Source organism: Aeromonas sp. S13(2024) (genome assembly GCF_041402405.1).
Taxonomy (GTDB): domain Bacteria; phylum Pseudomonadota; class Gammaproteobacteria; order Enterobacterales; family Aeromonadaceae; genus Aeromonas; species Aeromonas veronii.
Window position 1 is genome coordinate 134,198 of record NZ_JBGLRA010000004.1, and the last position, 20,499, is coordinate 154,696.

The following is a 20,499-nucleotide window of genomic DNA, read 5'->3' on the forward strand; positions in this document are numbered from 1 at the left end:
GGCTCCCCCTTCAGGTTTTCATCAAGAGGTTTGACTCACCGCTTGTTATTTTTTGGTCGGATTGTCCCAGATCCCCTCTTCCAGCTGGGAGCGGATCTCGGGGTATTTGTTGGCATCGAAGGTGGGCACCTTGCCCAGCCGGAGCTGGTCGTTGTAATCCTTGGCCAGCTTGATGGCGACGCTGGAGAGCAGCAGGATAGCCACCAGGTTGACGATGGCCATCAGACCCATGGAGACATCCGCCATGGCCCACACAATCGGCAACTCACCCACGGCGCCGAACATCACCATCCCCAGTACGAACACCCGGAACAGCATCAGGCCGCCCTTGTGGTTGTGCTCGAGGAACACCAGATTGGTCTCGGCATAGGAGTAGTTCGCCACGATAGAGGTGAAGGCGAAGAAGAAGATGGCCGCCGCAATGAAGATGTTGCCACCGCTGCCAATCTGGGAGGAGAGCGCCCGCTGGGTAAGCTCGACACCGGTCACGCCGGAACCCGGCTCGAACTGACCGGACATCAGGATGATGGCGGCGGTACAGCTGCAGATGACGATGGTGTCCATAAAGACCCCCAGCATCTGCACATAACCCTGGGAGGCCGGGTGCGGCGGATAGGGAGTGGCAGTCGCCGCGGCGTTGGGCGCAGAGCCCATCCCTGCTTCGTTGGAGAAGAGACCGCGCTTGATACCGTTGATCATCGCCTGGGAGATGGCATAACCGAGTGCACCCGATCCAGCCTGCTCAATCCCGAAGGCGGACTTGATGATCAGCATGAAGACATGGGGCAACTCGGTGATGTTCATCGCCACGATCACCAGCGCCAGCAGGATATAAGCCAGTGCCATAAAGGGCACCACCAGCTCGGCAAAACGGGCGATGCCACGAATGCCGCCGAAGATAATCAGGCCGGAGAGCGCCACCAGCGCCAGACCGCTGACCCAGTCAGGAATGCCAAACGCCACCTTCATCGCCAGACTGATGGAGTTGGCCTGCACCGCGTTGAACACCAGACCAAATGCCAGGATCAGGCAGAGCGAAAACACCACCCCCATCCAGCGCATGCCAAGGCCTTTCTCCATGTAGTAGGCCGGGCCACCACGGTAGTTGCCATCCTCATCCTTGACCTTGTAGAGCTGGGCCAGGGTGCTTTCGACGAAGGCGGTCGCCATACCGATAAAGGCAATCAGCCACATCCAGAAGATGGCGCCGGGGCCACCCAGATAGATGGCGACAGCCACACCGGCCAGGTTGCCGGTGCCGACACGGGCGGCAAGGCTGGTACAGAGGGCCTGGAAGGAGGAGATGCCCGCGTTGTCCGATTTACGACTGTTTTTCAGCACGGAAAACATGTGGCCAAAGTGACGGATCTGGATAAAACCCAGGCGGAAGGTGAAAAAGATACCGACCCCGATGAGCAGGTAGATGAGCACGGCTCCCCACATCAGGTCGTTTAGCATCGCAATCAAGGTGTCCATAATTCTCTCGTTGTTATTCACATCCATGGTCAGTCTGCGCTGACCGTTTTCTGTCTGTCGTTTAATTAGCGTTTCGCTAAAGGGGCGGAATCTAGCACAGCGGGAGAGCCCGGAATAGTGATCCCGGTCACGCGAGACACAAAAAACGAACGGTAAAAGCCCATAAAGCTCCATTTAAATCGCAAACTTTCAACAAACTCAATAATTCAATCAGACAGGCCACCATTAAGCCCCATAAGAGAACCTTTTTGATATATCCCTGATGAGCTATGCGAAAACGCAAACGCTTGCATGAAATGGCTTTCAAACGGAGACATTTCGCCAAACGTTTTCGCTGTAATTAAATTTCAAGTACGTAGCGAGATAATTTATGTGATCGACGACACAAATATAGATATTGGCTAAAAAAGTTCAGCTGAAAGCAAACCGGAGCGAGGTCGGGAGGAAATGTAAAAAACCTTACTAATCATATAGTTTCAAGCCATAAAACGGGATGACTCAACAGCCTGAATGTTTAACAACCAAGCGCCCCTATTGCAGGATGCAGCACATCAGTATTAATTAGGCAGGCAATGACGATGGGCCGCCCCCATCGCGCTTTTCTGAGCCTGAGGCACCAAGATCCTGTAATTTTATTTCAGAACCACCGTCTCAAGCCCGCAACCCAGGGATTACTCCCTCATTAAGAGATGATATTCGCTATGGCCGATAAATTAACCCAGCTGAAAGCCCTGACCACTGTTGTTGCCGACACCGGTGATATCGAAGCCATCAAACGCTATCAGCCCATCGATGCCACCACCAACCCCTCTCTGGTTCTGAAGGCCTCCGAGATCCCCGAGTACGCTCCGCTGATCGAAGACGCCATCAAGTGGGCCAAAGCCCAGAGCCAGGACAAGGCACAGCAAATCATCGACGCGGGCGACAAACTGGCCGTCAACATCGGTCTGGAAGTGCTGAAGATCGTTCCTGGCCGCATCTCTACCGAAGTGGATGCCCGCCTCTCCTTCGATACCGAAGCCAGCATCGCCAAGGCCCGCAAGCTGATCCGTCTCTACAACGAAGCGGGTATCAGCAACGACCGCATTCTGATCAAGCTGGCCTCCACCTGGGAAGGGATCCGTGCCGCCGAGGTTCTGGAGAAAGAGGGTATCCAGTGCAACCTGACCCTGCTGTTCTCCTTCGCCCAGGCCCGTGCCTGTGCCGAAGCCGGTGCCTTCCTGATCTCCCCGTTCGTAGGCCGCATCCTCGACTGGTACAAGGCCAAGCACAACCGTGACTACACCGCCAGCGAAGATCCGGGCGTGGTCTCCGTCACCTCCATCTACAACTACTACAAGCAGCACGACTACCCGACTGTCGTGATGGGCGCCAGCTTCCGCAATACTGGCGAGATCCTGGAACTGGCTGGTTGCGACCGCCTGACCATTGGTCCGGCCCTGCTGGAAGAGCTGAGCAAGACCGAAGGCGCCGTGGTACGCAAACTGGACTACACCGGTGAGCGCAAGGCCAAACCGACTCCGATGACCGAAACCGAATTCCGCTGGGAACTGAACCAGGACGCCATGGCTCACGAGAAGCTGGGCGAAGGTATCCGCATGTTTGCCATCGACCAGGGCAAGCTGGAAACCATGCTGGCAAGCCGCCTGTAATCAGTTCTTTTTTCTGATAAAAACCGGGCCCCCACCAAGGGGCCCGGTTTTTTTTCATGGGCTTTTTTAGCGCTGTCATAGAGTCGTCACGAAAACGTTTTAATTTCAGATTCGTTATGTTATACGGGTGGTGAAAACGATAAAAACCAAGGAGGGAGCCATGGAAATGTTCAACTTCGATTATGACGAGGTGGTTGAACTCGGTTCGCGTAGCCGCGGGACAACGGGAAAAAAACGTAAATGGCGTGAAATCGAGGCGTTGAAAGACAAGCACCGCCTGCAGAAGGAGCTGCAATCCATCGATATCGCCTATGAAGGTCTTACAGACGAGATTGAACTGTAATACTGCCAGACACCTGTAAAAGCGCTCCGCATAGTCGGGGCGCTTTTTTATGCCGCTATCGGATGATCAAGCGGCTTGTCATGCCACCGCTAACGATGCCACAGGATGCAACGCGTTGCCGCAGTCCCTGACAGCCCTCACCAACGGCGTGGCATACCAACCCTGCCCCTCACCCGCGAAGAGTGAGCGGCGCCGTTTCAGGGCGCGTTGGCGCAAACATCGCAAGACAGGTCATCAGCAATAAAAAACCCCCGTCGATGACAGGGGCCTGAATACTCGGGATTGACGGCTGCGCTTAGCAGTAGCCGTAGCCCAGCAGACGCTGGTAGCGCTGCTCCAGCAGTTGCTCGGTATCGAGCGGACGCAGGGCGTCCAGATCCTGCTTGATGCGAGCCTTGAGGTTTTTGGCCATCTTCTCCACATCGCGGTGAGCACCGCCGAGGGGCTCGTCGATCACGTGGTCGATCAGCTTGAGCTCTTTCAGACGCTGGGCAGTGATACCCATCGCTTCGGCAGCTACGGAGGCCTTGTCAGCGCTCTTCCACAGGATGGAGGCACACCCTTCCGGCGAGATGACGGAGTAGGTGGAGTACTGCAGCATGTTGACGCGGTCGCCCACGCCGATAGCCAGTGCGCCGCCGGAGCCACCCTCACCGATCACGGTGCAGACCACGGGTACGGTCAGACCGGCCATCACTTTCAGGTTGCGGGCAATCGCCTCGGACTGGCCACGCTCTTCGGCACCGACGCCAGGGTAAGCGCCCGGGGTATCGATAAAGGTGATGATCGGCATCTTGAAGCGCTCGGCCATCTCCATCAGACGCAGGGCCTTGCGGTACCCTTCCGGACGCGGCATACCGAAGTTGCGCTTGATCTTCTCTTTGGTCTCGCGACCCTTCTGGTGACCAATCACCATCACCGGCTCACCGTCGAGACGGGCGATGCCGCCGACGATAGCCTTGTCATCGGCATAGGCGCGATCGCCAGCCAACTCGTCGAAATCGGTGAAGATATGCTCGATATAGTCAAAGGTGTAGGGGCGCTGGGGATGACGCGCCATCTGGGATACCTGCCAGGCACCCAGATCACCGAAGATCTTCTTGGTCAGCTCTTCGTTTTTCTTCTCCAGCCGGCGGATCTCGTCTTTCAGATCCACGGCGTGATTGCCTTCACTCACATGTTTGAGTTCATCAATCTGCGCCTGCAACTCGGCAATCGGCTGTTCAAAATCCAGAAAAAGACTCATAGGGCCTTAGAACCTCTAATCAAAAACCAATTCAACCCGCTCTCGTCCAAGCAGGACTCGCAAGTCATCTATCAGTTGATCGGTGGGCGTCACCCGCCACTCGGTACCGAGCGTCAATCGCACCCGGGAGCCGGGGCGACGATAGTTTACCTGAACCGGACAGACTCCGGCACGGGCGGGCTCCAAAATCTCGCACAAACGCGGGAAAAAGCGATCATCAATCCGCTGTTCATCGAGGGAGATGCGGATTGCTCTGGCAAAACGCTCCCTCGCATCGTTGATATCCAGTAATTCTCGAGCCGACATTTTAAGGCCACCGGAGAAGTCATCAAAGCTGACCTGTCCAGAAACCACCAAAATGCGGTCTTTTTGCATCAATTCTTCATATTTTTCCAGCGCTTCACTGAACAGGGTCACATCGAGGCGACCGGAACGGTCGTCCAGAGTGAAGATCCCCATCTTGTTGCCACGCTTGGTCACCATGCTGCGGGCCGCAATCACCAGCCCCGCCGCCGTGGTTACGGTATCCCGGGAGGTGGGATGCAGATCGCACAGGCGACCCGAGGTATAACGACGCAATTCGCTGCTGTACTGGTTGATGGGGTGGCCGGTGAGATAGAGCCCGAGGGTCTCGCGCTCCCCTTCCAGCCACACCTTGTCAGGCCAGTGCGGCACGTTGGCAAACGCCTTCTTGACGTCGTCAATCTCTTCGGTGAGCACGCCGAACATGTCGACCTGCCCCACCGCCTGCGCCTTGGCGTGCTGCTCGGCGGCACGCATCGCCTCCTCCAGGGTCGCCATCAGGGCGGCACGGTGGGGGCCGAGCCGATCCATGGCGCCGGAGAGGATCAACTTCTCCATCACCCGCTTGTTGAGCTTCTTGATATCGACCCGGTTGCAGAAGTCGAACAGATCGCGGAACGGGCCGTCCTGATCCCGGGCGCTCAAGATCGCATCGATGGGGCCTTCACCGACCCCTTTCACCGCCCCGATCCCGTAGACGATATGACCATCTTCGTTGACCGAGAAGCGATAGCGGCCGGTGTTCACATCCGGCGGGATCACGGTCAGCCCCATCCGCTGGCACTCGTCCACCAGGGTCACGATCTTGTCGGTGTTGTCCATATCGGCGGTCATCACCGCCGCCATGAACTCGGCCGGGAAGTGGGTCTTGAGCCAGAGGGTCTGGTAGGAGACCAGCGCATAGGCGGCGGAGTGGGATTTGTTGAAGCCGTAGCCCGCAAACTTCTCCACCAGATCGAAGATCTTCATCGCCAATTCGCCGTCGACGCCATTCTTGACGGCACCCTCCTCGAAACCGGCTCGCTGCTTGGCCATCTCCTCGGGCTTTTTCTTACCCATCGCCCGGCGCAGCATGTCCGCGCCACCCAGGGTATAGCCCGCCAGGGTCTGGGCGATCTGCATCACCTGCTCCTGATAGAGGATGATGCCGTAGGTCGGTTCCAGAATCGGTTTCAGGCTCTCGTGCTGCCACTTCTCGTCCGGATAGGAGATCGCTTCATTACCGTGTTTGCGGTCGATGAAGTTATCCACCATGCCTGACTGGAGCGGGCCCGGTCGGAACAGGGCCACCAGTGCGATCATGTCTTCGAAGCAGTCGGGGCGCAGTCGCTTGATGAGATCCTTCATGCCGCGGGATTCCAGCTGGAATACCGCTGTTGTCTCGTAGCGCTGCAGCAGGTCAAACGACTTCTTGTCATCGATGGGGATGGCGGCGATGTCGACCGGCGGCTTACCCTCTTTGGCAAGACGCGGGTTTATCATGCCGAGCGCCCAGTCGATGATGGTGAGGGTGCGCAGACCGAGGAAGTCGAACTTCACCAGACCGGCGTACTCCACGTCGTTCTTGTCGAACTGGGTGACCGGGTGATGGCCTTCGTCATCGCAGTAGAGCGGCGCAAAGTCGGTGATCTTGGTGGGTGCGATCACCACGCCACCGGCGTGTTTACCGGCGTTGCGTACCACCCCTTCGAGGCGACGGGCCATGTCGATGAGGTCTTTGACCTCCTCATCCTGCTCGTAGAGCTCGGGCAGCTTGGGCTCGGCCTCGAATGCCTTGGCAAGCGTCATGCCCGGATCCGGCGGGATCAGCTTGGAGATGCGATCCACAAAGCCGTAAGCGTGACCCAGCACCCGGCCCACGTCCCGCACCACCGCCTTGGCCGCCATGCTGCCGAAGGTGATGATCTGGGAGACCGCCTCCCGACCATACATATCGGAAACGTGCTCGATCACCTCATCCCGTCGATCCATGCAGAAGTCGACGTCGAAGTCGGGCATGGATACCCGCTCGGGGTTCAGGAAACGTTCGAACAGCAGGTCAAATTCCAGCGGGTCGAGGTCGGTGATCTTGAGGGCGTAGGCCACCAGAGAGCCCGCACCCGAACCACGGCCCGGGCCAACGGGGATGCCGTTGTCCTTGGACCACTGGATAAACTCCATCACGATGAGGAAGTAACCCGGGAAGCCCATCTGGTTGATCACTTTCAGCTCAACATCGAGACGCTCGTCATACTCGGGACGTCGCTCGGCCCGCACTTGCGGATCCGGGAACAGGAACTCGAGACGCTCCTCCAGACCCTCTTTCGACTTGGCCACCAGAAAATCTTCGGTAGTCATGTCGCCGGTCGGGAAGTTGGGCAGGAAGTATTCGCCGAGACGCACCGTCACGTTGCAGCGCTTGGCGATCTCCACCGTGTTTTCCAGCGCTTCGGGAATGTCGGCAAACAGCTCGGCCATCTCCTCCTGACTGCGCAGGTACTGCTGGGGGCTGTAGCGACGGGGACGGCGTTTGTCCATCAGGGTATAGCCATCGTGGATGGCAACCCGGATCTCGTGTGCATCGAAGTCATCGGCGTTAAGGAACACCACCTCGTTGGTGGCGACCACCGGCAGCTCGAACTCGGTAGCGATGGCCACCGCCATGTGCAGATAGACCTCTTCGTCGGGTCGACCGGTGCGCAGCAGTTCGAGATAGTAGGCATCGGGGAAGTGGGTCTGATAGAAGGCGACACACTGCTCGGTCATCTGCCGGTTGCCCTTGAGCAGGAACTTGCCCACATCCCCCTCGCGGCCACCGGAGAGGACGATCACCCCCTTGGCATGCTCGGCGAGCCAGCTCTTGTCGATAACCGGACGCCCTTGCACATGGCCGCGCTGGTAACCGCGGGAAATAAGCAGGGTGATGTTCTGGTAGCCGTCGTTATCCATGGCGAGCAGGGTGAGACGGAACTGCTCGTCGCCGAGCTCATCGCTCTGCACCCAGAAGTCGGCACCGACGATGGGTTTGATCCCCTTGCCGTGGGCGGCGCCATAGAAGCGCACCAGACCACACATGTTCATCTGATCGGTCAGCGCCAGCGCCGGCATGTTGTTGGCCGCAGCCGCCCCGACGATGGGGTTGATCTTCTGCAGGCCATCGACCATTGAGAAGTCGGAGTGGACTCGCAGGTGGATAAAACGGGGGTCAGCCATCGTCATCTCCTCTCGCTGCTCAAACTAAATGGCATGGTCTACTCGATCCCCAGTGCGCGGCGCACCGGTTTGAAGCTCTTGCGATATTCGGGCAACGGGCCACGCTCGGCCAGAATGGCGAGGTGCTCGGCGGTCGGATAGCCCTTGTGGCGGGCAAAACCATACTCGGGATGGCGACTGTCCAGCTCGGTCATCTCCGCATCGCGGGTCACCTTGGCGAGGATAGAAGCGGCACTGATGGCGGCCACCAAGCTATCGCCCTTGACCACGGCGCGCGCGTCCATCGGCAATGCCGGGCAACGGTTGCCATCGATAAAGACCAGCTCGGGGGTGACCTTCAGTCCCGCCACGGCGCGCTGCATCGCCAGCATGGTGGCATGCAGGATGTTGAGTTCGTCGATCTCCTCTGGAGTGGCGCGACCGATGGCCCAGGCGAGCGCCTTCTCTTTGATCTCGTCAAACAGGGCGAGGCGCTTCTTCTCGGAGAGCTTCTTGGAGTCGTTGAGCCCCGCGATCGGATTGGCGGGATCGAGAATGACAGCAGCGGTGACCACGTCACCCACCAGGGGGCCACGGCCCACTTCGTCCACACCGGCAACCAGCTTGTCGTCAGGAATATCGATCATCATCTTGTAGCCTTGAATCAAAACAGGCCCCGTGGGGCCTGACAGGGGTCGACTGGCGCGGCATCACCGCTCGGAAAACGGATTAACGGGCTGCGCGGCGCAATCGACGGTCCGAAATAGCGTTATCTGCCGAGCAGATCCGCCACCGCATCGGCGGCCTGCGAGTCGGCATTGCAGCGGATCAGCTGGTGCAGCTCGGTGAAGGTGTTGACCAGCGCACTGTTGTCGTGCTCGAAGTACTTGCTCACCTCTTCCACCAGATTCTCCGGGGTGCACTCGTGCTGGATGAGTTCCGGCACCAGCATGCGACCGGCGAGCAGGTTGGGCAGAGAGACAAATTCGGTCTTTACCAGTCGCTGGGCCAGCCAATAGCTGAAGGGCTTGAGCTTGTAGCCCACCACCATCGGCTTTTTCACCAGCATGGCTTCGAGCGCCGCGGTGCCGGAGGCCAGCATCACCACGTCGGCGGCGATCATCGCCTCGCGCCCCTGCCCTTCCAGCAACACCATCTCGAGATCCGGTGCCACTTCAGCCTTGATGGCCATGAATTGCTCACGCCGTTTCTGGTTGACCAGCGGCACGATAAAACCGAGATCCGGATAGCGCACCGTCAGGTGTTTGCACGCTTCGAGAAACAGAGGGGACATAAAGCCCACTTCCGCCGTGCGGCTGCCCGGCAGTACCGCCAACCAGCGGCGGTTGGCATCGATACCCAGCTTGCGACGCACGGCAGCCTGATCCGGCACCAGCGGAATGTCATCCGCCATGGTGTGGCCAACAAAACGACAAGGGGCCTCGAAACGGTCGTAGAAAGCTTTCTCGAACGGCAGGAAGGCGAGCACCATGTCGGTAGCGGCCTTGATCTTGTGAATGCGGTTCTGGCGCCAGGCCCACACCGAGGGGCTGACATAGTGAACCGTCTTGATACCGGCGCGGCGCAGTTTCAGCTCCACTCCGATATTGAAATCCGGTGCATCCACGCCGATGAAGATATCGGGCGGATTGGCAATAAAGTGGTGCAGCAGTTCGCGACGAACCTTGAGGATGCGCGGCAGACGGCCCAGCACCTCGGTGATCCCCATGACGGAGAGCTCTTCCATCTCGAACAAGGCCTTGACGCCGAGGGCCTGCATCCGCGGCCCGGCGATCCCTTCGAACTGCGCATCCGGGTAGCGGGCTTGCAGCTCGCGCACCAGACCGGCAGCCAGAATGTCACCGGAGACCTCTCCGGCGACGATACCGATACGAACCGGATCAGGCACGGATGATCCCGCGCTCGTTATCTTTGAGGAAGTCCACATAGAGCTGGACGGCCGGTTCGGCTTGCGCCATCTCAATCAGCACAGGCAGCACCTCTTCGATGGTCTTGCCAGAGCGGAAGATCTCTTTGTAGGCACGCTTGACGGCAGAGATGGCCTCGGCGCTGAAACCGCGGCGACGCAGACCTTCGGAGTTGACCCCGAACGGTTTGGCGTAGTTGCCGGCGGCCATCACGTAAGGCGGCACGTCCTTGTTCAGGGCTGCGCAGCCACCGACGAAGGCGTGGGAACCGACGCGGCCGAACTGGTGAATGGCGGAGAGACCACCGAAGATCACGAAGTCACCGATCACCACGTGGCCCGCCAGGGTCGCGTTGTTGGCGAAGATGCAGTTGTCACCGATGATGCAGTCGTGGGCAACGTGAACGTTGACCATGAACAGGTTACCGCTGCCCACCTTGGTCAGGCTCTGATCCTGAATGGTGCCACGGTGGAAGGTGCAGTTCTCGCGAATGACGTTGTTGTCGCCGATCTCGAGGAAGGTGCGCTCACCGGCGTACTTCTTATCCTGGCAATCCTCACCGATGGAGGTGTGCTGGAAGATCTTGTTGCCGCGACCAATCTTGGTAGGGCCCTTGATCACCACATGGGAACCTACCCAGGTGTTGTCACCGATTTCCACCTCGGCGCCGATGACAGAAAAGGGGCCGATTTCAACCCCTTTACCGATCACGGCAGACTCATGGACGATGGCAGTATCGTGAATGATGGCAGTCTGGTCGATCACGTGTGTTAAACCTCGCGTTTGGCGCACATCAGCTCGGCGGTACAGACCACTTCACCGTCGACGGTGGCGACACCGGTGAACTTGGCAATACCGCGACGCTCTTTCAGGAACTCCACGTCCAGCACCAGTTGATCACCGGGGCCGACTGGGCGCTTGAAACGAGCGTTGTCGATTGAGGCAAAATAGTAGAGTTCGTTGGGAGACGGCTTGCCCACCATGGTAAAGGCCAGGATACCGGTGGCCTGTGCCATCGCTTCCAGGATCAGTACGCCCGGGAACACCGGCTTGGCCGGGAAGTGCCCCTGGAAGATCGGCTCGTTGAACGAGACGTTCTTGATGGCGCGCAGGGTTTTGCGCTCATCGCTGATCTCGTAGTCGTCTACACGATCCACCATCAGAAACGGATAACGGTGGGGCAGCAGATCCATGATTTCCTGGATACCCAGGCTCTTCTTTTCAGTAGTCAAAACAGTACCCTATACCAATCGTGATTATTCTTGATCCAGCTTCTTCTCAAGCTTGCTTAACCGCTTGTGCATCTCTTCGATACGCATCACCCGGGCGGCGGTCTTGCGCCACTCTTTATTGGTTTGCAGAGGGATGCCGGAAGAGTAGACACCGGGCTCGGTAATGGGTCGCATCACCATGGCCATACCGGTAACGGTGGCCTGGTCGCAGATCTCCATATGCCCGTTAAAGACGGAAGCGCCGCCAATGATACAGTATTTGCCGACCTTGAGACTACCTGCCATCACGGTGGAGCCCGCCACGGCGGTGCCGTAACCGATCTCCACGTTGTGGGCGATCTGGCACTGGTTGTCGATGATGACGTTGTCAGCGATGCGGGTATCTTCCAGCGCACCACGGTCAATGGTGGTACAGGCACCGATCTCGACCCGGTTGCCAATGGTCACACCGCCGAGCTGGGGGATCTTGATCCACTCGCCACGCTCGTTGGCGTAACCGAAACCATCGGCCCCGATCACTGTGCCGGATTGAACCAGACAGTCGGTACCCATGGTCACATTGTGATAGAGGGTGACGTTGGCCCACAGCCGGGAGCGGGCTCCCAGCCGGGTATTTTTGCCAACAAAACAGCCCGGGCCAATGCGTACATCGTCACCCAGCACGACGCCGGATTCGATCACTGCATTGGCGCCGATGGCCACTCTCTCGCCCAGTTGCACGTCAGCCGCGATAACGGCGCTCGGATGGATATCCGTGGCCGGCTGCGGGGTGGTGTCCAGCAGTTGGGCTACCCGGGCAAAGCCCACATAGGGGTCTTTGAGCACCAGGGCATTGGTGGGACAAAATGGCAGATCCGCTTCGGTAATGAGCACGGCGGTCGCCTTGCTCTGCTCCAGATAGTGCCGGTACTTCTTGTTGGACAGGAAGGTGATATCCCCCTCCCCGGCCTTTTCCAGTGTCGCTACCTTGCGGATTTCCAGGGTTCCGTCGCCATGGACCTGGGCCCCCAGTTGCTGGGCCAGCTGTGCGAGAGTGAATGCCATCAATTAGTTGCTCTTGCTTACCTGAGAAATAACCTGGCCGGAGATGTCCAGCTTGCTGGCGGCATACGGGGCGGCATTGCGCTCCAGCACCAGATCGTAACCATTGCTCTTGGCGATGGAATCGATGGCAGCCTGCACCTTGGTCAGGATCTTGTTGCGCTCTTCGGACTGACGGCGACCGTTGTCCTGCTCAAAGGCTTGACGCTTCTGGTTGAACTCCATCTGCAGCTTGGCCAGCTTCTCCTGGTTCTGCTTCTTCTGCTCGGCGCTCATGAAGGCTTCATCCTTGCGGAACTTCTCGACCAGCTTCTGGCCTTCCTGTTCCAGCTTCTGCAGCTCACGCATACGCGGCTCGAATTCACCTTTCAGCTTGGCTGCAACGGCTTCACGCTGGGGCAGCTTTTGGAAGACTTCGCCCATATCCACCACGGCGATCTTGGTCTCAGCGAAGGCAGAACCCATGCCGGCAGCCATCAGTGCAAAGCTCAAACCAGCTACTTTCAACGCTTTATTCACACTTACTCCTTGTTCCCTCATGGCGAGGGCTACCTGATTTACCCGATTATGCAAGCGGCGTTAGGACCGTCTTGTTACCTGGTGAGGCACGCATACCGCGCGTCCCATCATTGAAGACCCCCACCGCATGGGTGGGGGTGAAACTCTGCTTAGAAAGTACGACCGATGTTGAAGGAGAAGACTTCGGTGCGATCCCCTTCATATTTCTTGATCGGCTTGGCCAAGGCAAACACCAGCGGGCCCATCGGCGAGAGCCACTGCAGGGAGACACCGGCAGAGACCCGGATATTGCCCGGGCTGGAGTAGTCCTGGCTCAAGTAGTTGCAATCTGCCCCAGCGGCACAAGGGTAGGCACCATTGGCGAAATCGGTGCTCCAGACAGTTCCGGCATCGATAAAGGCGGTAGAACGGATCTGCGGACGATAGGTCTCGGAAACGAACGGGGTCGGGAAGACCAGTTCGAAAGAAGCCACAGCAAGCGCATTGCCGCCCACCGAGGTATCGGAACCTTCGTAATACCCAGTCTCAGTCGGAGCACTGGAGTTATTGTTCTTGTACTGCTTATAGATAGCCTTGGGACCAATAGTATTGCTCTTGAAGCCACGTACCGTATCGAAACCACCGGCATAGTAGTTTTCGAAGAACGGCAGCATGCTGCTATCGCCATAGCCGTTCCCATAGGAGACTCGTCCCTTGCCGATCATCACCCAACTGTGATCCGCATCGAGCGGGAAGTAGTGGGCATCTTCGGCGGAGAGTTTGTAATACTGCAGATCCATGCCAGGAATAGTGATTTTGCCGTTGACACGCTGACGGTCACCAGCGGTCGGGAACATCCCCTTGTTCAGGGTAGAACGAGTCCAACCAGCAGTAAGATCGACAGTTACGAACTCAACGCTATCCTCACCTTTTGCATAGAGATCCCAAAACTGATCCATCTGTACCGATTGACGGTTGTCGTTCCAAAGGTCGTAGCAGTAGGTATTGTCTGCTGATGGTTTGTTGTCGGCGATACACTCATTGAACTTGGATTCATTAAAGGTAGGACGGCTCAGCTTGGAGCTTTCAATACCGGTACTGAAGTCGAGACGGTTGAACTCGTTGACCGGGAAGCCGCTGGAGAGACGGAAACCGATGGTTTCGTTCTCGTAATCAACGATATCGGCATCATCGGCGCGGAACTGGTTGTAGTAGACCCGACCACCCAGGCTGACACCATCCACGGTGAAGTAGGGGTCGTTGTAGCTCAGGTCAACGTTCTTGGAGTAGTCGTTGGTGCTGGCGTTGATGGAGACCTTTTTACCGGTACCCATAAAGTTGTCCTGGGAGATCCCCGCCTGCAGGCTCAGACCCGATTCGGTACCGTAACCGATACCGGCGTTGATGGAGCCTGCTGGCTGCTCCTTGACCTTGAAGTCGAGGTCAACCAGGTCATCGTTACCCGGCACCCGCTTGGTGTCCACTTCGACGCTCTCGAAGTAGCCAAGGCGGTTGAGACGACTCTTGGACTGCTCGATGTTGTCGGAGGAGAGCCAGGTGCCCTCCATCTGGCGCATCTCGCGACGCAGTACCTGATCTTCGGTGGTGGCGTTACCGCTGAAGTTGATATTGCGCACATAGACACGGGGGCCCGGTTCAACGTTGACGATCAGCTCCACTTCCTTGGTCTTGTCATTGATCTGCGGGAAGGTGACTACTTTCGGATAGGCATAACCGTAACGACCGAGGAACTTGGAGAGCACCTCTTCGGTATGAGTCACCTGACTGGCGGAGTAGGTGCTGCCAGCAGCAATCGGGATCAATCCCTTCATCTCGCCACCGCGATCGATCAGGTCACCCTTGAGCTGGACGCCGGAGACCTTGTACTGATCCCCTTCCTTGATGTTGAGGGTGACGTAGACGCCCTTCTTGTCGGGGGTCATGGAGACCTGGGTAGACTCCTGCTGGAAGCGGATATAGCCGCGGTCCATGTAGTAGGAGCGCAGGGTCTCGATATCACCGGCCAGTTTCTGCTTCTGATAGCGTTGGTCGGCGGTGAAGTTCCACCAGGGCACTTCGTCGCGCAGAGAGAGTTGGGCAATCAGCTTCTCTTCAGGGAAGACGCTGTTGCCGACGATATTGATCTGCTGGATCTTGGCCGCTTCCCCTTCCACGAAGGTGAACTTGAGGTCGACTCGGTTGCGCGGCAACGGGGTGACGATGGCCTTGACCTTGGCTGAGTATTTACCCACGCCATAGTAGAAATCTTCCAGTCCCTTCTCGAGGGAGGTGAGCACGGTGCGATCCAGCGGATCGCCCACACGGATACCGGAGGACTCCAGACTCTGGGTCAGTTGCTCCTCTTTGATATCCTTGTTGCCGGCAAACTCGATACTGGAGATGGTCGGACGCTCCTTGACCATCACCTGCAGCACTTGACCGTCACGGTAAACCTTCACATCCTCGAAGTTACCCGAGGCATAGAGCTTTTTGATGGCGCTGGCCAGAGCCACGGAGTCGACGGTATCACCGACCCGGATCGGCAGGTTCAACAGTGCGGCACCCAGGGTCACCCGTTGCAGACCTTCGACCTGGATATCTTGCACCACAAAAGAGGCAGGGGCCGCCTGGGCCAGGAAACTGGCACCCAGCAGGCAACTCAACACCAATGCTTTTTTAACAGCCATTTTGTTCTTATGTGTCCTTGTTGATGCTCTGGCCTCAGAGGCGAGCGAAATCGTTAAACAGCGCAATGCCCATCAATAACATCAGAATGGCGGCGCCGATCCTGAAACCCACTTCCTGTATTTTCTCTGATACCGGCTTGCCGGTGACCGCTTCGATCAGGAAATAGACCAGATGGCCACCATCGAGCACCGGCAGGGGGAACAGATTGATAATTCCCAGGTTGACGCTGATCAGCGCCAGAAAACTCAAGAAATAGACCAGACCATAGTCGGCACTGCTGCCGGCGCCCTTGGCAATGGAGATGGGGCCGCTCAGGTTGTCCAGCGACACGATGCCAGCGACCAGCTTGCCAATCATGTCAAAGGTGAGCGTGATCAGGCTCCAGGTCTTGTCCGCGCCATGCCACAGCGCCTGCAAAGGCCCATACTGTAACAGAATTCGATATTCATCCGGTAATGGAACCAGTTGCGGCGATAGACCGACGAATCCTACCAGCTTGCCCTGCACCTTGCGGCTATCAGGGATCAGGGTCAGGTTGAGGTCACTGTTGTTGCGCTCAACCACCACTTGCAGGGGTTCGCCCGGAGCCTGCTGCACCAGTTCGACAAACTGGGCCCACGCGGTAATAGGCTGATCGCCGACCTGTTTGATACGGTCACCGACCTGCAGCCCCGCCTTTTCACTGGCACTCTTGGCCACCACGGCAGCCACGACTGGCAGCACTTTGCCACTCAGGGGGACGATCCCCAAGCTGCCGATGGGCGACTCTTTATCCGGATCAAAAGTCCAGCCGGTCAGCGACAAGGTTTTATCGGTGGCATAGCTGGTATTGGGTGCCTGCACTTTCAGGGTGACTGCATCATCACCCAGATGGCTGATAAGGGCGTAAGTGACGCTCTCCCAGTCACCGGTCTGCTCATCGCCGACCCCGACAATCTCCATCCCCGGCAGCACACCCGCCTCGGCCACGATGGATGCCGGACGCACTTCACCGATCACCGGCTTGACGCTCGGCACCCCGATGATAAACATCAGCCAGAGGGCAAACAGGGCAAAGACAAAGTTGGCCATGGGACCCGCGGCGACAATCGCCATTCGCGCCCAGACACTCTTGTGGTTGAAGGCATACTGCTCGTCACCGAGTTTGAGCTCATCGACCCGGCCATCGAGCATCTTGACGTAGCCACCGAGGGGGATCAGCGCCAGCACATATTCGGTGCCATCTTTACCCATCCTGCGCCAGATCGCCTTGCCAAAACCGATGGAGAAGCGCTCAACCTTGACGCCACAACGACGGGCCACCCAGAAGTGACCAAACTCGTGCACTGCGACCAGCAGGCCCAGCGCAACAACAAAGGCACCGATATTCCACAACACACCGCCCATCAGCCAAGCTCCTCAATCAAAGTGTGAGCACGGGCTCTTGCCGCACCGTCCAGGGCAAACAGATCATCGAGCGAGCCGACGGCGCTGCTCTCCAGCGCCAGCATCACTGCCTCGTTGATCCGGGCAATATCCATAAAACCGATGCGCCCGGCCAGGAAGGCGGCAACCGCCTCCTCGTTGGCTGCATTAAGCGCAGTAGTCGCCGCTTGTCCCTTCTGGCAGGCATTGATGGCCAGCGCCAGACAGGGGTAACGATCGTAATCAGGCCGGATAAAGCTGAACTCTCCGACACTGAAGAAATCCAAAGGTTCCACACTGGAGGGGATGCGATTGGGATAAGCCAGCGCATGGGCGATGGGGGTACACATATCCGGATTGCCAAGCTGAGCCAGCACGGAGCCATCCTTGTACTGCACCATGGAGTGGATCACCGACTGCGGGTGGATCACCACCTGGATCTGCTCGGGCGCCGCATTGAACAGCCAGCGCGCCTCGATGTACTCCAGCCCCTTGTTGATCATGGTGGCGGAGTCGACCGAAATCTTGGCCCCCATCGACCAGTTGGGATGAGCGATGGCCTGCGCCGGCGTCACCTTGGCCAGCTCGCTGATTTCGGTGTAACGGAACGGACCGCCAGAACCGGTCAGCAAAATCTTGCTGATCCCCGCCGCCGCCAGATCGCAAAAACCGGGCTGGCGCTGCACGGCGGTCGGCAGACACTGGAAGATGGCGTTGTGTTCGCTGTCGATGGGCAGCAGCTCGGCACCATGCTCGCGAACGGCCTCCATGAAGAAAGCACCGGACATCACCAGCGCCTCCTTGTTGGCCAGCAAAATACGCTTGCCGGCACGTACCGCGGCCATGGTCGGGGCCAGTCCGGCCGCCCCCACAATGGCGGCCATCACGCTATGGGCGTCGGGGTGAGCGGCAACCTCGCAAAGGGCTGCGGCACCAGACATGACCCGGGTCGCACTGCCGTGCGCTTTCAGACGGGCAGCCAGTTCACGGGCGGCATCCTCATCGACCATCACGGCAAAACGGGGGGAGAATTCGAGGCAGTCCCGCAACATGGCATCCACGTTGCGGGCGGCGGTCAACGCCAATACTTGCCAACTGCCCGGGTTATGGCGCAGCACTTTCAAGGTACTCTGACCGATGGAGCCGGAGGCTCCCAGAATAACCAGTGACTTGTGCATCAAAACTCCTGACTGAGTAGCAGATAACTGAGCAGAAACACCGGCAGGGCGGCGGTCAGGCTGTCGATCCGGTCGAGAATGCCGCCATGACCAGGCAGCAGAGTGCCGGAATCCTTGATGCCTGCTTCGCGCTTGAACATGCTCTCGGTCAGATCGCCGAGTACGGAGGCAAGCACCGCCAGCAGAGAGCAAAACAGCACGGTGATCATCTTGGCAGGAACAAATCCCATCGACCAGGTAACGCCGATGGCCAGCAGGCTGGCGGTAAAGAGGCCGCCACACATCCCTTCGATGGTTTTGCCCGGACTCACAGCCGGTGCCAGCTTGTGCTTACCGAACGCCTTGCCGAAAAAATACGCGCCAGAATCTGCCGCCCAGACCAGTCCCATCACGAATAACAGGATCCAAGCGCCCATCATGGGGTCATGGTAAAAGTTGTAACCACGGATGGCGACCAGCGACCAGAAGAAGGGAACCAGGGTCACCAGACCAAACAGCGACTTGAGCCAGATAGACTCTTTCCACAGCTTGGCGCTTTGGGGATAGCGCAGCACCAGCAGCAGACCCAGCAACCACCAGCTTACCGCGGTCCAGAGCACGCCCATCACGAGGGGGTGCAGGTGGGGCGTCCAGAGTTGCTCCACCGGCAGCCAAAAGAGGCTGGCACCGAGCAACAGACAAAATACGATGGGTAACCATTGTTGCGGAGCAGCAGAGACAAACCCACTCCATTCGCGACTGGCCAACAAAAACACCAGCGCTGCCAACAGGGCAAAAAATTTCAATGGCAGAAAGAAGAGCGCCCCCAACACCAGGGGGATCAACATCAAAGCAGTAATAATTCGTTGTTTTAGCAAAAGAAACCTCTCTCTTGGGAGCGGGGTTTAGCCGGTCTGCTGCTCGGCGATCAATTCCCGTATCTGTTCACCCGTGCAACCGAAGCGACGCTCGCGGGCAACGAAAGAGGCGACCGCCTCACTGAACTCGGCCTCGTTGAAATCGGGCCACAATACCGGGGTAAAATAGAGCTCGGCATAGGCGAGCTGCCATAACACAAAGTTGCTGATGCGATGATCGCCACCGGTGCGGATCAACAGGTCCACGGGTGGCAGATCGGCCATGCAAACCTCGCGGGTCAACATGGATTCATCAATGTCGTCAGCGGCCAGTTCACCGGCCGCCACTGCTTTAGCCAGCTTGCGGGCCGCCTGGGCGATATCCCACTGGCCGCCATAGTTGGCCGCAATGTTCAGGGTCAACCCCTTGTTATTGGCGGTCAAGGCTTCCGCCTTGGCGATTTTGGCCTGCAACCGCTCACTAAAGCGAGCAGTATCGCCAATCACCTTGAGCCGGATCCCGTTGTTGTGCAGTTTCTGCACCTCACGACCCAGCACTGTGATGAACAGTTCCATCAAGGCACTGACCTCCCCTTCCGGGCGGCGCCAGTTCTCGCTGGAGAATGCAAACAGGGTCAATGCCTCGATCTTGGCACGCGCAGCAAAGGTAACGGCCTCGCGCACTGACTTGACGCCCGCCTTGTGGCCATAAACCCGCATCTTGCCTCGGTTCTGGGCCCAGCGACCGTTACCATCCATGATGATGGCGACGTGACGGGGTAAAGACGAGTTGGCACAATCACCCAACGCAGCCAAAAGCGACATGTAATTCTCCCACAAAGACAAAAGCGCCGTGCAGGGGCACTACACGGCGCTCGTAATATACCTTTCAGACGGTTAGATTTCCATTAGCTCCTTCTCCTTTACGGCAAGGGCCTCATCGACCAGCTTGATGTAGGAGTCGGTCAGTTTCTGGATCTCTTCCTGGGCGCGACGGTCGTCGTCTTCGGAGATCTCTTTGTCCTTCAGCAGCGCTTTCAGATCAGCGTTGGCGTCACGACGGATGTTGCGCACGGCAACACGAGCGTTTTCCGCTTCGGCACGGACGATCTTGGTCAGGTCACGACGACGCTCTTCGGTCAGCGGCGGCAGCGGCACACGCAGGGTCTGGCCATTGCTGGACGGGTTCAGGCCCAGATCGGAGGTCAGGATCGCCTTCTCTACCGCCTGGATCATGGAGCGGTCAAAAATGGAGATGGAGAGGGTGCGAGCATCTTCTGCCACGACGTTGGCCAACTGTTTCAGCGGAGTGGCAGCACCGTAATACTCAACCTGGATGCCGTCGAGCAGGCTCGGGTGAGCGCGGCCGGTACGGATCTTGGACATTTGAGTCTTGAGCGCTTCTACGCTCTTGCCCATACGGTCCTTGGCGTCGTTTTTAATCTCGTTGATCACAGTGGTTTTCCTTTTGGCGAACGAGCCGCTACACGGCCCGTGTCTATC

The 20,499-nt window shown here is 58.1% G+C and carries 17 protein-coding genes; 2 read left to right on the forward strand and 15 right to left on the reverse strand.

Going from position 1 to position 20,499, the window contains the following annotated elements; translation table 11 throughout:
- Nucleotides 1-45: 45 nt before the first annotated feature.
- Nucleotides 46-1,476 (reverse strand): sodium:alanine symporter family protein, encoded by a 1,431-nt coding sequence (locus tag ACB042_RS08155; RefSeq protein ID WP_013724018.1) that lies wholly within the window; start codon nucleotides 1,474-1,476, stop codon nucleotides 46-48.
- Between the two features lie 701 nt (nucleotides 1,477-2,177).
- On the opposite strand from ACB042_RS08155, the gene tal reads away from it, so the two are divergent.
- Both tal and ACB042_RS08165 read left to right on the forward strand, forming a co-directional pair.
- Nucleotides 2,178-3,128, forward strand: coding sequence for a transaldolase (gene tal, locus ACB042_RS08160; protein WP_236381375.1), 951 nt, complete (start codon nucleotides 2,178-2,180; stop codon nucleotides 3,126-3,128).
- 160 nt (nucleotides 3,129-3,288) lie between these two features.
- Nucleotides 3,289-3,471 carry a DUF3545 family protein gene (locus tag ACB042_RS08165; protein ID WP_005338547.1) on the forward strand — a complete coding sequence of 61 codons (183 nt, stop codon included), beginning with the start codon at nucleotides 3,289-3,291 and terminating at the stop codon, nucleotides 3,469-3,471.
- Nucleotides 3,472-3,766: 295 nt separating this feature from the next.
- Here ACB042_RS08165 and accA read toward each other — a convergent pair whose 3' ends face one another.
- From accA to frr, 14 genes are all read right to left on the reverse strand, one after another.
- Complete coding sequence (accA, locus tag ACB042_RS08170; protein ID WP_005338549.1) at nucleotides 3,767-4,717, reverse strand: acetyl-CoA carboxylase carboxyl transferase subunit alpha; 951 nt, start codon at nucleotides 4,715-4,717, stop codon at nucleotides 3,767-3,769.
- Nucleotides 4,718-4,732: 15 nt separating this feature from the next.
- Nucleotides 4,733-8,212, reverse strand: a complete 3,480-nt coding sequence (gene dnaE / locus ACB042_RS08175) for a DNA polymerase III subunit alpha (protein WP_201937297.1) — start codon at nucleotides 8,210-8,212, stop codon at nucleotides 4,733-4,735.
- Between the two features lie 38 nt (nucleotides 8,213-8,250).
- Nucleotides 8,251-8,841, reverse strand: a complete 591-nt coding sequence (gene rnhB / locus ACB042_RS08180; RefSeq protein WP_088869956.1) for a ribonuclease HII — start codon at nucleotides 8,839-8,841, stop codon at nucleotides 8,251-8,253.
- A 119-nt stretch (nucleotides 8,842-8,960) separates the two neighbouring features.
- Nucleotides 8,961-10,100, reverse strand: a complete 1,140-nt coding sequence (gene lpxB, locus ACB042_RS08185; protein ID WP_088869957.1) for a lipid-A-disaccharide synthase — start codon at nucleotides 10,098-10,100, stop codon at nucleotides 8,961-8,963.
- Nucleotides 10,093-10,884 (reverse strand): acyl-ACP--UDP-N-acetylglucosamine O-acyltransferase, encoded by a 792-nt coding sequence (gene lpxA / locus ACB042_RS08190; protein WP_005338557.1) that lies wholly within the window; start codon nucleotides 10,882-10,884, stop codon nucleotides 10,093-10,095. Before lpxA ends, lpxB begins: the two co-directional genes overlap by 8 nt.
- Before the next feature lie 5 nt (nucleotides 10,885-10,889).
- Nucleotides 10,890-11,351: a 3-hydroxyacyl-ACP dehydratase FabZ gene (gene fabZ, locus ACB042_RS08195; RefSeq protein WP_005338559.1), complete on the reverse strand. Its 462-nt coding sequence runs from the start codon at nucleotides 11,349-11,351 to the stop codon at nucleotides 10,890-10,892.
- 24 nt (nucleotides 11,352-11,375) lie between these two features.
- Nucleotides 11,376-12,395: a UDP-3-O-(3-hydroxymyristoyl)glucosamine N-acyltransferase gene (gene lpxD / locus ACB042_RS08200; RefSeq protein ID WP_005338561.1), complete on the reverse strand. Its 1,020-nt coding sequence runs from the start codon at nucleotides 12,393-12,395 to the stop codon at nucleotides 11,376-11,378.
- Between the two features lie 3 nt (nucleotides 12,396-12,398).
- Nucleotides 12,399-12,911 (reverse strand): OmpH family outer membrane protein, encoded by a 513-nt coding sequence (locus tag ACB042_RS08205; RefSeq protein WP_005338563.1) that lies wholly within the window; start codon nucleotides 12,909-12,911, stop codon nucleotides 12,399-12,401.
- Between the two features lie 149 nt (nucleotides 12,912-13,060).
- A complete protein-coding gene (gene bamA / locus ACB042_RS08210) occupies nucleotides 13,061-15,577 on the reverse strand; it encodes an outer membrane protein assembly factor BamA (protein WP_371178216.1) in 2,517 nt (838 codons plus the stop codon).
- Nucleotides 15,578-15,611: 34 nt separating this feature from the next.
- Nucleotides 15,612-16,964: a sigma E protease regulator RseP gene (rseP, locus tag ACB042_RS08215; protein ID WP_335832171.1), complete on the reverse strand. Its 1,353-nt coding sequence runs from the start codon at nucleotides 16,962-16,964 to the stop codon at nucleotides 15,612-15,614.
- Nucleotides 16,964-18,160 carry a 1-deoxy-D-xylulose-5-phosphate reductoisomerase gene (gene ispC / locus ACB042_RS08220; protein WP_005338569.1) on the reverse strand — a complete coding sequence of 399 codons (1,197 nt, stop codon included), beginning with the start codon at nucleotides 18,158-18,160 and terminating at the stop codon, nucleotides 16,964-16,966. The genes rseP and ispC overlap by 1 nt, the downstream gene beginning before the upstream one ends.
- Nucleotides 18,160-19,017: a phosphatidate cytidylyltransferase gene (locus ACB042_RS08225; RefSeq protein WP_026034918.1), complete on the reverse strand. Its 858-nt coding sequence runs from the start codon at nucleotides 19,015-19,017 to the stop codon at nucleotides 18,160-18,162. Before ACB042_RS08225 ends, ispC begins: the two co-directional genes overlap by 1 nt.
- A 27-nt stretch (nucleotides 19,018-19,044) precedes the next feature.
- A complete protein-coding gene (uppS, locus tag ACB042_RS08230; RefSeq protein WP_005338574.1) occupies nucleotides 19,045-19,821 on the reverse strand; it encodes a polyprenyl diphosphate synthase in 777 nt (258 codons plus the stop codon).
- Between the two features lie 72 nt (nucleotides 19,822-19,893).
- Nucleotides 19,894-20,451 (reverse strand): ribosome recycling factor, encoded by a 558-nt coding sequence (gene frr, locus ACB042_RS08235; protein WP_005338576.1) that lies wholly within the window; start codon nucleotides 20,449-20,451, stop codon nucleotides 19,894-19,896.
- Nucleotides 20,452-20,499 lie beyond the last annotated feature (48 nt).